The organism is Bremerella cremea, assembly GCF_003335505.1.
Classification (GTDB): domain Bacteria; phylum Planctomycetota; class Planctomycetia; order Pirellulales; family Pirellulaceae; genus Bremerella; species Bremerella cremea_A.
In genome coordinates this window covers 213,526-226,255 of sequence record NZ_QPEX01000028.1, presented here as the reverse complement: position 1 = coordinate 226,255, position 12,730 = coordinate 213,526, and the positions used below count along the sequence as shown (strand labels likewise).

The 12,730-nt window shown below is 52.7% G+C and carries 11 protein-coding genes; 10 read left to right on the top strand and 1 reads right to left on the bottom strand.

Features of this window, described 5'->3' with window-relative positions; translation table 11 throughout:
* Positions 1-563 precede the first annotated feature (563 nt).
* The 10 genes from DTL42_RS14660 (at position 564) to DTL42_RS14615 (ending at position 11,420) form a co-directional block, all read left to right on the top strand.
* A complete protein-coding gene (locus tag DTL42_RS14660) occupies positions 564-1,499 on the top strand; it encodes a DUF1559 domain-containing protein (protein WP_114369479.1) in 936 nt (311 codons plus the stop codon).
* Positions 1,500-1,612: 113 nt separating this feature from the next.
* Positions 1,613-2,002: a hypothetical protein gene (locus DTL42_RS14655; protein WP_114369478.1), complete on the top strand. Its 390-nt coding sequence runs from the start codon at positions 1,613-1,615 to the stop codon at positions 2,000-2,002.
* A 115-nt stretch (positions 2,003-2,117) separates the two neighbouring features.
* Positions 2,118-3,389 (top strand): Nramp family divalent metal transporter, encoded by a 1,272-nt coding sequence (locus DTL42_RS14650; RefSeq protein WP_114369477.1) that lies wholly within the window; start codon positions 2,118-2,120, stop codon positions 3,387-3,389.
* 297 nt (positions 3,390-3,686) lie between these two features.
* Positions 3,687-5,024 (top strand): glycosyltransferase family 4 protein, encoded by a 1,338-nt coding sequence (locus DTL42_RS14645; protein WP_158545387.1) that lies wholly within the window; start codon positions 3,687-3,689, stop codon positions 5,022-5,024.
* 120 nt (positions 5,025-5,144) lie between these two features.
* Entirely contained in the window at positions 5,145-6,146 is a 1,002-nt protein-coding gene (gmd, locus tag DTL42_RS14640) for a GDP-mannose 4,6-dehydratase (RefSeq protein ID WP_114369475.1), read from the top strand.
* Positions 6,147-6,572: 426 nt separating this feature from the next.
* On the top strand, positions 6,573-7,193 hold the full coding sequence (locus tag DTL42_RS14635; protein ID WP_199590144.1) for a 3-keto-disaccharide hydrolase: 621 nt from the start codon (positions 6,573-6,575) through the stop codon (positions 7,191-7,193).
* Between the two features lie 57 nt (positions 7,194-7,250).
* Positions 7,251-8,513: an SGNH/GDSL hydrolase family protein gene (locus tag DTL42_RS14630; protein ID WP_158545386.1), complete on the top strand. Its 1,263-nt coding sequence runs from the start codon at positions 7,251-7,253 to the stop codon at positions 8,511-8,513.
* Positions 8,514-8,700: 187 nt separating this feature from the next.
* Positions 8,701-9,393: an orotidine 5'-phosphate decarboxylase / HUMPS family protein gene (locus tag DTL42_RS14625; protein WP_114369472.1), complete on the top strand. Its 693-nt coding sequence runs from the start codon at positions 8,701-8,703 to the stop codon at positions 9,391-9,393.
* A 51-nt stretch (positions 9,394-9,444) separates the two neighbouring features.
* Complete coding sequence (locus DTL42_RS14620) at positions 9,445-10,473, top strand: zinc-binding dehydrogenase (protein WP_114369471.1); 1,029 nt, start codon at positions 9,445-9,447, stop codon at positions 10,471-10,473.
* A 56-nt stretch (positions 10,474-10,529) separates the two neighbouring features.
* The gene (locus DTL42_RS14615) at positions 10,530-11,420 is read left to right on the top strand and encodes a sugar phosphate isomerase/epimerase family protein (protein ID WP_114369470.1); all 891 of its coding nucleotides are present in this window, start codon (positions 10,530-10,532) and stop codon (positions 11,418-11,420) included.
* Here the strand turns inward: DTL42_RS14615 and DTL42_RS14610 are convergent.
* Positions 11,417-12,556 carry an LptF/LptG family permease gene (locus DTL42_RS14610; RefSeq protein ID WP_114369469.1) on the bottom strand — a complete coding sequence of 380 codons (1,140 nt, stop codon included), beginning with the start codon at positions 12,554-12,556 and terminating at the stop codon, positions 11,417-11,419. The two genes, DTL42_RS14615 and DTL42_RS14610, sit on opposite strands and share 4 nt — an antisense overlap.
* Between the last annotated feature and the right edge of the window lie 174 nt (positions 12,557-12,730).

The window sequence follows — 12,730 nt, the reverse complement described above, 5'->3', positions numbered from 1 at the left end:
GCAGCAATGTACTTTTTTCTTGCCTCACTGATGTCAGCTGATATCATTTACCTTAACAAGATGTCCATGACTGCGCTCTTAGCTATTTTTCAGGGTGGTCTGAGCGAAGGCGGGGTTCAGTTCATGGGCTTCTTTTTCATCCCTTGCAAGATGCTCGCCGGTCAAAGAAGCTGCCCAGTTTTGAGGCAAACAGGCGAGCAACAGGGCAAATAATCAGCTAACTACTCAAAACGCGCGGCCAACGATCTTGCTTTTTTCAAATCAAATCGCAGTATTCCTAGGCACATTCCCAGGAAACTTCCCCCTGGGAACATAAAAACACTCCAATGGCCCACTCTTTGCATTGAGCTTTTTTTGCTTGTCCCGAGAGTCACTTAGACAAGTAGCACCGACATCAAGTGAAACCCTTCATTCTATTTTTTTGGCCAATTTGATATCAGCTGACATCATCGAAAAAGAGGCGTTTTCCACACAAAAACATTGACCTAGTCTCAAACGCATTACGACACGAACTCTCTTTTCTCTTACGCAAACGTTTGTCTATTCATTTTTTAAGGTCTTCCATGAAACGTTCTCCGGGATTCACATTAGTTGAGCTATTGGTTGTCATAGCCATTATTGGCGTTCTGATTTCTCTTCTCTTGCCTGCCGTGCAGCAGGCTCGTGAAGCTGCACGTCGCATGCAATGCAGCAACCACATGAAGCAGTTGGGGCTGGCATTTCACAACTATCACGACACCTACGGCAAGTTCATGCCTGGTGGCCTTCACGCAAGTGTCACTTATCCGTTGGGATGGGTGCCGCGATTGTTTCCGTTTTTTGAACAGGGCACACGCTACGAAGCGATGGAGTCGCTCAACAAGGACTACATGATGACTCGTAGTCCCTACCGCAGTAACGATCAAAACAATCCGATTTTCGGCCCAGTACCCAATATCACTTGCCCTTCGTCTCCACTGGGCGAAACAGCCTCGGACCAGCCTGGTTCTGGTAATTTTCCGTATCAAGATAAGCAAGGAGGACTGCACTATCGGGCCAATGGTGGGTCGTTTGACACGGAGTACCATACGCCTGCCGATAGCTCTCGTCCGGGGTATTCTTCTTCCGGGGTGCTTTACCCAATGAGCAAGACCCGCTTTGCCGATATGGTCGACGGCACGACCAATACAATGCTATTAGGAGAAATATCGAGCACGCAGGGCTGGCCAACTTCGCCAAATATGATCACGGGGTTTGGGGGGATCAAACCATGGGTGTGGGGATACTACCGCTATAACGCCACCGATTGGCTAATGATCGACCATAAAATGGTGCAGTTCCCCATCAATTACCGAGGGGTCTTTACCACGAACTCGACACCTTTTGGTAGCTATCATCCAGGGGGCGCCATGTTCGCGATGTCAGACGGCAGCGTTACGTTTTTGTCAGAAACAATGCGGCTCGATATTCTCAAAGCGTTTGCCACCAAGAACAATCAGGAAGTCATTCCTGCGTTCTAATCCAGACGATTCTTCATCAGCCACCACGCTTTCCCCAGGAACCCGTGGTGGCTTTTTGTTATTTCTTCTCTTCCCCATCTCACTTGTCTTCAACTTGAGTTCCCAAAAAACGTATGACTAAGCCGCTTTCTCTGCTTGTTCTCTTACTTATCGCAGCCGTCGGTTGTGGTAGTGCTGGTCCCGAAATGGGAGACGTCAAAGGCACCGTGACCTATAAGGGCAAACCGCTCACGACCGGGACGATCACCTTTGTGCCTGAAACAGATGGCTTGCCTAATGCTTTCGCTGAAATTCAGACCGATGGAACTTATGTGGCCCAAACGCGTGATTTTGGCAATGGAGTACCTGTCGGTAAGCATCGCGTCATGATCATCGCCGTGAAAGACCATGGCCCTGAGGCTCCGGTAGAAGCGATCTTGCCGGTCAAGTACAGTAGCGACAGCCAGTCGGGCCTGAAGGCAGAGGTAAGTGCCGGCGAAAATATCATCGACTTTCCTCTTTGAAAATCAGCCTGACTTCCTGCCATAATACCTCTCCACCTACCGTCTAACTTCTGATCGCTCAAAAAAGGTAATCCCTTTTGATTGAGCGATCACCTGTCTGAAAAGCGAGAACTCAATGTCCGAAGTCGCTGCAGAAAGCTCAAATCGGATCTCCTTCCTACGAATCCTCAAAGCAATTGGTCCGGCGATCATTGTGGCCTCGGTTGTCCTTGGGCCTGGCAGTATTCTGTCGAACTCGAAAGTCGGTGCCGAATACGGCTATGACATGATCTGGGTCTTAGCCCTGGCCTCGCTCTTCATGGCCCTCACCGTATTCCTAGCGGCAGTCCTCGGAATCAGTTACGAGCATTCTCCCTTCACTGAAATCGCTCAACGCCTTGGGCGTCCCTTTACGGTTGTCATTGGGGTCGTCTTCTTTTTGATCACCAGTTGCTTCCAATTTACGAACAACCTAGCCATCATCGCGGTGGTGAACATCGCCAGTGGCGGGCAAGAAGAGGGAGGGACTATTGCCAATCTTGGATCGCTGCTTGTGATCGTCCTGGTCAATCTAGGACTCGTCTGGGCCCTCTATGGCAGCAAGGCCCCGTATCAATTCATTGAGAAGCTCATGATGGTCATGGTCGGCATCATGTTGGTCGGTTTTGTGATCAACTTAATTGTGGTTCAGCCACCTATTGGTGAAGTAGCCCGGGGGTTCATTCCCCAACTTCCTAAAGGGGGGAACATCGTCATGCTACTAGGGATGTTTGCCACAACTTACTCGATCGCCGGAGCCTTTTATCAGATCTACGGCGTTCGCGAGAAGAAATGGACACGCAATGACCTAGCCAACGGAATCGTCGACTCAATCGCAGGGATCCTTGTATTAGGGGGAATCAGCTTTGTGATCATGGTTACGTCCGCGACGGTTCTACGGGGAAGCGATGTCTCGACCGTCACCGATGTAGCCAAGCAGCTAAATCCGCTGATCGGGCCCCAGGCAGAATGGATGTTTTGTATCGGCCTGGCAGCTGGGGCGTTTAGCTCTTTGCTAGTTAATGCTCTCATCGGAGGAACCGCACTGAGTGATAGCCTGGGCTTGCCGGCCAGCGTGAACGATTCTCCTGTCAAGCTGTTTACCGTCTTTGGCCTCGTCATTGGGATGATTGCCGCAATCATCATCAACTGGCTGCAGTGGCCAAAAGTCAACTTAATCGTGACCGCTCAAGCGTTGACAGTTGTCGGCGTCCCGCTGCTAGCTTTCGCGATGCTCTTTCTTTCAATTCATCTCCCGAAATCAGGTCTGAAAATCACGGCCTGTGCGATCGCTTCCTGCTCACTCCTTATTGCCCTCATGCTTTCCGGCAATATGGTTTGGAAATTAGTCCAACCTCTCTTTGGTTAAGCAAAAAATACGACAGCCGATTTCACCAAAGGTTGCTAGCATCGGCACATTGACAAGCTCCACCCATCCAGATTGCCATCTTGAGTAAGAGTAGCGAGAAAGTAGGCTACTTTATTGGCTTTTTGCGGCGATTTTTCCCGAGTTTTACTGGCTCAATTCTCGCAATCAATTACTTGGAATCGCCTGACTAACATTGGGGTTTGGCCGTGCTATCGGTTGTGCTATTATCCGTCTCGCCAATTCGAGCCATTTCGCAAATTGGTGCCCTTGGATCGAGACAAGTAAATGGACTTACCGATGCGTCGATTAATGATCGACATCACGCACACCGCCTCGCACGACTACAACACGGGCATCCAACGAGTTGCCCGGTGCTTGGCTCGTGAAGCCGTGGCGTTTTCCGAGCGCAATGATATTGAATGCTTCCCGGTTGTTCATGTGAATGGGCGGTTTGTTCATGTCGATCGCTGGTGCGCAGCGAGAGGTTATCGTCGTTATCAAATCGACTTTGAAGCCCTCACCAATCGAGTGCTTCCCCATTGGGTAAACACTTCGACACGTTTGCGTTTGAATAAACTCGGTACTCGACTTCGCAAGCTCCTTTATCCTCGGACGATCGATCGAAAAGTTCGCCACCTGGTTCGCTCGTTTCAGGCATCGCTTGAACCTGCCAACCCAGGCCCCGGTGATGTCATTCTGATGCCAGATTCCTGGTGGGATCTGCCTGAAATGTTCGATGCGGTTCAGCATGCCCAGCAAAACGGCGCTCTCGTCGGAGCGATGGTGCACGACTTGATTCCGGTCCGCTATCCAGAATTTTTTACGAACCACGTCCAGCACAACTTCTGTAGCTGGATCGAGCGGTTGATTCATACGGTCGACTTCATGATTGGGGATGCCAAGGCGATTGCCGACGATCTCCGCAGTTTTGTTCACGAAAAGAACGGCCCTCTTGCGGACTGGCAAGTTCGCCACGTCCGTCTCGGCTGCGATCTGGACGCTCCTCAAAACACGAGTGAACTGAATATCCCTGCCGACATTGCTAAGCTATTCGCCAACCGCGACAAAGCTCCTTACCTAATGGTGTCGACCCTCGAGATTCGCAAGAATCATCATTACCTGCTTGATGCGTTCGATCGCCTCTGGGCCGAGGGGAAAGACGTGTCTCTGGTATTGGTGGGAAAAATTGGCTGGAAGTGCGACGACCTTCTGAAACGAATTGCCAGTCACCCAGAGGCGGACAAGCGTTTACATCTGCTGAACAACGTCGACGATACAATGCTCTCCTATATCTACGAGCATAGCAAAGCATTCGTTTTGACTTCCAAGGCCGAAGGGTTTGGCCTTCCGATTGTTGAAGCGGCCCATCATGGGCTCCACGTTTTTGCCAGCGATATCCCGATCTTCCGTGAAGTCGCCGGTCCTGACAGCAGCTTCTTCTCCTTGGACGATCCAAGCGAACTAAGCCAACAAATTTCCCAATTCGAAGCCACCCAAGGTTGGCGAACGGCCCCTCCCAAGCAAACGCTCAACGAGCCTTGGTCGGTCGTTTTCCCCAAACTGGTAGACACCGTTGGGGCAATTGCGAAAGACATACAACAACAACGACTTCAAGCAGCCAGGACGGCCGCTTAGTCAAAATAGCATGGGCAACGATTTCGTTCTTTAATTGACGTTTTATCGTTCAAAAGAATTCGCTAATCTTGTCTCCCCTTGGATGGAACCACGTCAGCAAATAAAGGCATAAGAACTGTCATGGCGAACATTGCTCTGATTACCGGCATTACGGGCCAGGATGGCTCGTATCTGGCAGAATTTTTACTCGACAAGGGCTACGAAGTACATGGCTGTTATCGCCGTAGCAGCACGAATTCGTTCGAGCGAATTCACCACTTGGTCGACAAGATTGAGCTGCACTGTACTGATTTGCTAGACCAGGCTTCGATGGAACGCCTTGTACGCAAAGTCATGCCTACCGAAGTCTACAACCTAGCCGCACAGAGCTTTGTCGGCAGCAGTTGGGATCAGCCAATCCTAACCGGCGAAGTCACCGGACTGGGTGTTACCCGCCTGCTGGAAGCGATTCGCCAAGTCGATACTTCCATTCGCTTCTACCAAGCCAGCAGCAGCGAGATGTTTGGCAAGGTTCACGAAACACCTCAGCGCGAAACGACCCCCTTCCATCCGCGCAGTCCGTATGGCGTTGCGAAAGCATACGGTCACTGGATGACGGTCAACTATCGCGAAAGCTACGATATGTTTGCCTGTGGAGGGATTCTGTTCAATCACGAATCACCTCGCCGTGGGCTGGAATTTGTAACGCGAAAGATCAGCGACGGCGTGGCTCGCATTAAGCTGGGCCTGGCCAATGAGCTCCGCTTGGGCAATCTCGATGCTTGCCGCGACTGGGGCTTCGCAGGCGATTACGTCGAAGCGATGTGGCTGATGCTGCAACAAGATGCCCCGATCGATTATGTGATCGGCACCGGCGAAACCTACCGCGTGGGTGACTTCGTCCAAATCGCCTTCGATCGCGTTGGTTTGAAATGGGAAGATCATGTTGTGATCGATCCGAAGTTCTATCGGCCGGCGGAAGTCGAATTGCTTTTGGCCGACCCCGCCAAGGCTCAAACCGAGCTCAACTGGAAACCCAAAATGTCGTTCCAAAAGCTTGTCGAAGAAATGGTCGACCACGACATGCAACGACTCGCTGGCTTCGCCAAGCCAGAACTAAAAGTCATGCGAAAGTCGGCCTAAGCACAGGGCTCGGTTCGCAGCAGAAATCATCGCAGCTTCACCTTCCAGTCCGATCGGTACTTACCGATCGGACTGTTTTTGTTTTGCATGAAACCTCCCTTGGGAACAGCGATTATCTTGGCCTTGCTGGCGACCACTGTCGGAGAATCTTTCTGGGCTGCGGCTTCTTAATCAGCGCCGCTGACTTGCCCCACCCAATGGACCGTCTTCTCGTTTTTGGCTTGTTTTGCGTTGTAGAAGCCATTCGTTGATCTTCAACAGCCCCTTATCTTAGGGACTTGTTGCCTCAGTCAAGAGCGATATCCCGCGTCAATCACACGCTCGGTCCTGCGATGGCTATTTGATTTGTAATAGGTACAATCGAGAGATATTTAACAAACGCAACCCCATGTTTTGCAACTCGATTCTCGTTTAGGAATGTCTAACATGCTCACACGTTCTTTGTCGTGTACGTTCGCAATGCTCGCTGCTATCTGCCTGGTTTCCACCATCTCAGCCGAAGACGCCAAGTGGACCCCGCTATTTGATGGCAAGACGCTCGATGGCTGGGAAAAGGTCGGCAACGACGACAGCCACTGGGAAGTAAAAGAGGGCGCCATCCAAGGTACCGGCAATGCTTCGATGCTGGTCAACACCACCGGTCCCTACAAAAACTTCAAGTACCGCGCCGAAGTGAAGATCAACGACGGTGGCAACTCAGGGCTGTACTTCCGTACCACTCGCCGTCCTGGCTTCATGGATGGTTACGAAGCACAAATCGACAGCACGCATTCTGATCCCATTCGTACCGGTTCGATTTATGGCATGTGCCATGTTTACAAAGAACTGGTCAAGCCAGGCGAGTGGTTCACCTATGAACTGGAAGTGCGTGACGACGTTTGGCGTGGCCGCGAGATGACCCGTATCAAGGTCACCGTCGATGGCGACGAACTGTACGAATACCTCGACTTCGACAAGACCTTCAAAGAAGGGCACTTTGCTTTCCAGCAACACGATCCTGGTAGCAAGGTCAGCATTCGCAAAGTGGAAGTGCAGCCCTTGAAGTAATCTCGAACTGCCCATCTCCTTCCTTCTTTCTATCCCATTATCATGCGAGCTACCCTCATGCGTACTGCCTTGGCTTGTTTACTTTTGTTTAGCCTGTTGAATGTCGCCGCTGCTCAGCAGCCGATTTTGAAACAAGGAGATCGTCTGGCCATCATTGGCGATTCGATCACCGAACAGAAACAATACAGCAAGTTCATGGAAACCTACCTTTTGGCTTGCCACCCCGAACTGGACATCAAGTGCTTCCAGTTCGGCTGGGGTGGTGAACGAGCCCCTGGGTTTGCCAGTCGCATGGAAAACGATTTAATCCCGTGGCACCCCGATGTCATCACCACATGCTACGGTATGAACGATGGTTCGTATCGCGCATACGACGACAACATCGGCAAAGCTTATGAAAAGGGCATGCGGGACATCATCGACCGCATGAAGAAGGAAGGAGTGACGGTGGTTGTCGGTTCACCAGGCGTCGTCGATAGCTTCACCTGGGCCCGTGATCGTGCCGACTTCGATCAAGTTTACAACGCGAACCTGAAACAACTCGGCGAGATCGCTAAGTCGCTCGCAGAGGAAAATAATTTCTCGCATGCCGATGTCTTTGGCGAAATGCACGATTCGATGGTGGCCGCCAAAGGGAAACTGGGGGAAGAATACCCCGTTGCCGGTAACGATGGAGTTCACCCGAGTGCCAACGGCCACTTGATCATGGCCTATGCCTTTCTCAAGGCCCTTGGCGTCAGTGGCGACATTGGTACCATCACCATCAACATCGGTGGCGATCCGGAAGCCTCGGCCGGGCATAAGATTGTCGAAGCCGACAAGGAAGGTACCGTCGAAATCGAAAGCACGCGGTATCCGTTCTGCTTCACCGGGAACGACAAGGACCCCAACGGCACGGTCAGCATCTTGCCGTTTACCCCCTTCAACGAAGACCTAAACCGTTTCACCCTGAAAGTTAACAATCTTTCGGCACCCGAAGCGGAAGTTACCTTTGGCGATCAAACCAAAACGTTCACCAAAGAACAGCTCTCGACGGGAATTAATTTGGCTGCCGAGTTCCTCGACAATCCATTCTCGCAACCTTTTGATAACGTGATGAATCAAGTGGCGCGGAAACAAGCTTTCGAGACCAGCATGATCAAAAGCTTGGTCACTAATTTCCGCCAGTTCCAGGGGCTGAGTAAAGAAGACCCTGAAATCCAATCGGCCATGGATGTTCTCCGCGACAAGATGTTTGCCGTCGACGACAAAGCGTACGCCAAAGCGAAAGACGCCGTCGTGCCGGTTCGCTATACCATTAAGGTTCAGCCAAAGAACTAACCACACTTCAGCCGCCAGCAAGTCAGAGACGGTTTGTGTTTCTCTGACTTGCTCTCTCTTCGATTATCTAGTCAGCGATAGCCGTGACATTCTTGCCCCTCCTCGTTTTCCTCTGTCATACGTTTCGCTGAAATGACTTTTCTCTGCCTCTCACATCCCTCGCCCTCAATCAGAGGAAACGACGTTCATGCGCCCCATCGTTCAAATCTCTCTCGACTTGACCAATATTGACGAAGCCCTGGAAACGGCCCACTTGGCGATGCGGGCCGGAGTCGACTGGCTGGAAGCTGGCACGCCGTTGATCTTGGCGGAAGGACTGCATGGCGTTCGCAAGCTGCGCGAAGCTTTTCCCGAAACCCCAATCGTGGCCGACCTAAAAACGATGGACGGCGGCTACCTGGAAGCCGAAATGATGGCCAAAGCTGGGGCTACGCACGTGGTGGTGATGGCCCGCGCCCACGAAGAAACGATCCGCTGCGTGGTCAAAGCTGGTGCCGACTTCGGTTGCCAAGTGATGGGAGACAACATGGTCTCCGAGGACATGGTCGCCGGAGCAAAGCGGCTGGAAGATCTTGGCTGCGGCTATGTCATTCACCATATTGGCTACGACGAACGCCGTGGGATTGCGGCACGTGGCTTAAGGATGCCAAGCCCCTTGGATCAACTGCGTGAAGTCGTTCAAGCGGTTAGCGTGCCGGTGCAAGCGGTCGGCGGGTTGTCACTCGAACAAGCGATCGCTTGTCCTCAGTATGGCGCGCCGCTAGTCGTGCTTGGGGCTCCCTTGACGATCGATGCCGACGCATTCAAGACCGCCGATGGAGATCTGGAAGCTTCGCTCCGCATGATTTGCGACGCCGTGCATGCCCAGGATGTTGCATAAGCACAGACAGATGCCCCTCCCTCCCCTTTTCTAAGAGAGGACTCCCCGTCCATGAAATCTGCAGCCGTGGTCAATTTTGCTCCGGAAAAGGGAGCGGTCGAATTACGTGAAATCGCATGCCCTGAGATTGGGCACGAAGATGTTCTTTTGGAAGTCGCCAATGTCGGGGTATGTGGCAGCGACCTTCACCAATGGACCGCCGACCATTCTTGGCCAGTGAATTATCCCGTGGTCCTTGGTCACGAATTCGGCGGCAAGATCCTCGAGGTCGGTTCCTCTGTCGAAGGCTGGCAGAAAGGAGACCGTGTCGTCAGCGAGACGGCTGCCATCATCGATCAGCGCAGCCCCATGACGCGTCGTGGCCTCTACAACCTCGATCCCAGCCGCAAGGGATTCGGGTATGGGGTCGATGGAGCGATGACTCGCTACGTCCGTGTTCCCGCTAGAATTTTGCATTCGGTCCCCGATAGCTTACCGTTTGAATATGCCTGCCTAACGGAACCGTGCTGCGTTGCTTACAACGCGGTTGTGCGAAATGCTCGGATCGAACCAGGCGATCGCGTTGTTGTGCTTGGTCCCGGTACCATCGGGATTCTGTGCGCGGCTATGGCTCGACTGTGCGGTGCCGAGGTGGCCTTGGTTGGCCTAGAGGCAGATCGTCGGCGTCTGGAAATTGCCCAGCAACATTACGGCTGCGAAGGGATCATCGGCAGCCCAGCCGAATGGGCGCGCACGCGAGACGGACTCGGCTGCGACGGGGTAATCGACGCCGCCGGAGCCAGTGCCACGTTAAAGATTGCCATGGAAGTCGTGCGTCCCGCTGGCTGGATCAGCAAGGTAGGCTGGGGACCGCAGCCCCTAGGCTTCAATCTCGATCCTTTGGTACAAAAGAACGTGACCCTCCAAGGGAGCTTCAGCCACAATTGGCCCATTTGGGAACGCGTGCTGGCCTTGCTCACCAGCGGACAACTCGACGTCAAACCAATCATCGGCGGCGTCTGGCCACTCGACCAATGGCACGAAGCTTTCGAGAAAATGCACCATGGCGAGGTCGTTAAGTCCGTCCTCAAACCGGTCTAGCCACAGTTGCCGTTTGCGTACCCAATTCCTCGTTCTTCTTTCCCCGCAGCCTCCCCATGCCTCAACTTGCCGCCTTTCCCAAAGCCTACATGCAAGCTCTCTGCAAAGATGGCTCGATGAAACTAACCGAGTGGTTCGATCTAGCTACCACGCTCGATATCGACGGTCTCGAGTTCTATGCGGGCTTCCTCGAAATGGCGGATGAAGCAAACTGGCCTCGATTCCGCCAGCAAGTGGAAGACCTCGGCATGACAATCCCCATGCTCTGCTGTTCGCCTGACTTCACGCATCCCGATGTGGGCTTTCGGGAAGCGGAGATTGCCAAGCAGAAACGTTGGATCGAAATGACCTACACATTGGGTGGCAGCTATTGCCGCGTGCTTAGTGGGCAGCGGCGTCCTGAGTTAAGCGTAGCAGAAGGCGTCAAGCTGGCAGCGGATAGCATTAGTGCTTGCCTGCCGTTCGCCCAAGCGCGTGGCGTCACTTTGATTCTAGAGAATCACTACAAAGACGACTTTTGGGACTACCCTGAATTCGCGCAGAAGATGGATGTCTTCTGCGATTTAGTCGCCGCGATCGATCACCCGAACTTCGGCGTGAACTACGACCCGAGCAACGCCTTTCTGGCCGGAGACGATCCGTTGGAACTGCTCAAGCGAGTATCCGATCGAGTCGTGACGATGCACGCCAGCGATCGCTACTTGCTGGAAGGAACCTTGGAAGATTTGCGGCGGGAAGAAGGGGGAAGTCAAGGTTACGCTAAGCGTCTAAGTCATGGCGAAATCGGCAAAGGGCTTAACGACTACGATGCGATCTTCAGCGAACTGAAAAGCCAAGGCTTCGACAGTTGGATCAGCATTGAAGATGGCGTGGACGGCATCGAGCAGCTTCGGCGCAGCGCCGATTTTCTTCGTCAGAAAATCGCCCAGCACTGGGGCAACGATTAACTTCGCAGCGGCGTCGACATGGCCGTTGCTATCGGCACAAAGATGATCAAGGGGATGAACGCGGCCAGGGCAGGGGAGCGGATCCCGTAGTAGCTGCTTCCCATCGCTTTGCAAGCCAACGTCACCGCATAGAAGCCGATAACGACCAATAGGCAATAGCCAATCGCGACGAAGATGTTGCGGTTTTCTTTTCGCAGCACAATCGGCAAGCCGAGAAAGAGCAACGTGATATCGAGAAACGGCTGTACGATACGGCTATGAATTTCTACTCGTACGTCTGCCCCAACGTCGAGGCTCCGATTGCTGAGCGTCGAAATAAGATCGTAAGTCGAAGCATAATCTCGCCACTGGCTGCTGGCCGTCAACTGCTCGAATGTTAAGCCGGTTACCAGAAAACACTGGTTCGGGTTAAGCCAACGATTGTCGCCTGGCATTAAGACAAGCGGTTCACCGTTCAGGTCAATGGAAGGAACCCCTGCGGTTGTTTCTGGTTTCGTTAGTCCATCTACCAGGAACCCCCCCGGTCGATCGGCAGTGGGTGGCTTATAGAAAGCATTGGCCCCCAAAATTTGGTCGCCAACGCCTTCGTAGCTGTCCGGCAAACGAAAATTAGGAGACTCGATCCGTTGTTCGTTAGCGTAGGTTGAGGCCCCGTTGATAAGCACGTCAGTTTGATTGTCGTACTTCTGCTGCAAAGCCTTTTTCGATTCCCCCATCCAGTCCTGGGCGTTTCGGCTGAGTCGATCAATGTAACGCGGGATCAACAATTCACGATTCAATACACCCATCACGGCAATCACCAGCACCGCGATGATAATCGGCCTTACGATTCTGGCCTGCGAGATTCCTGCCGCCATCAAAGCGGTCATTTCATTATGCCGCTGAATCCACGTGACCGTGAACATGGCAGCGATCAACGTCAGAATACCGCTGGTCATCCCAAAGAAGGTAAACACCCGCGGACTATAGTAGTCCCACAGCACACCGAACGTACTGCCGGTCATGTCGCCGTATTTCAAAAACTCGTCCAGGTTATTGAACGAGTCAATCACAATGAACAGCCCCGTAAAGCTGACAAAGAAGATCAGAAACGACTTGAGGAATTGAATCAGCAGGTAGCGGTCGATCAGGGTCATGGATTTATGCCGCCCGTCCGGCTTGCTAGCAGCGAGTAAAAGGTCAGGGATGCGATTTATACCGGTTTCGGCGAAATCGCCAAAGACGAAAACCCGTCAATCGTTTGACGGGCACCACGACGATGGGGGATAACAAACGTTCTCTCAAGCAGCCCATCTCATGAGCGATCCTTA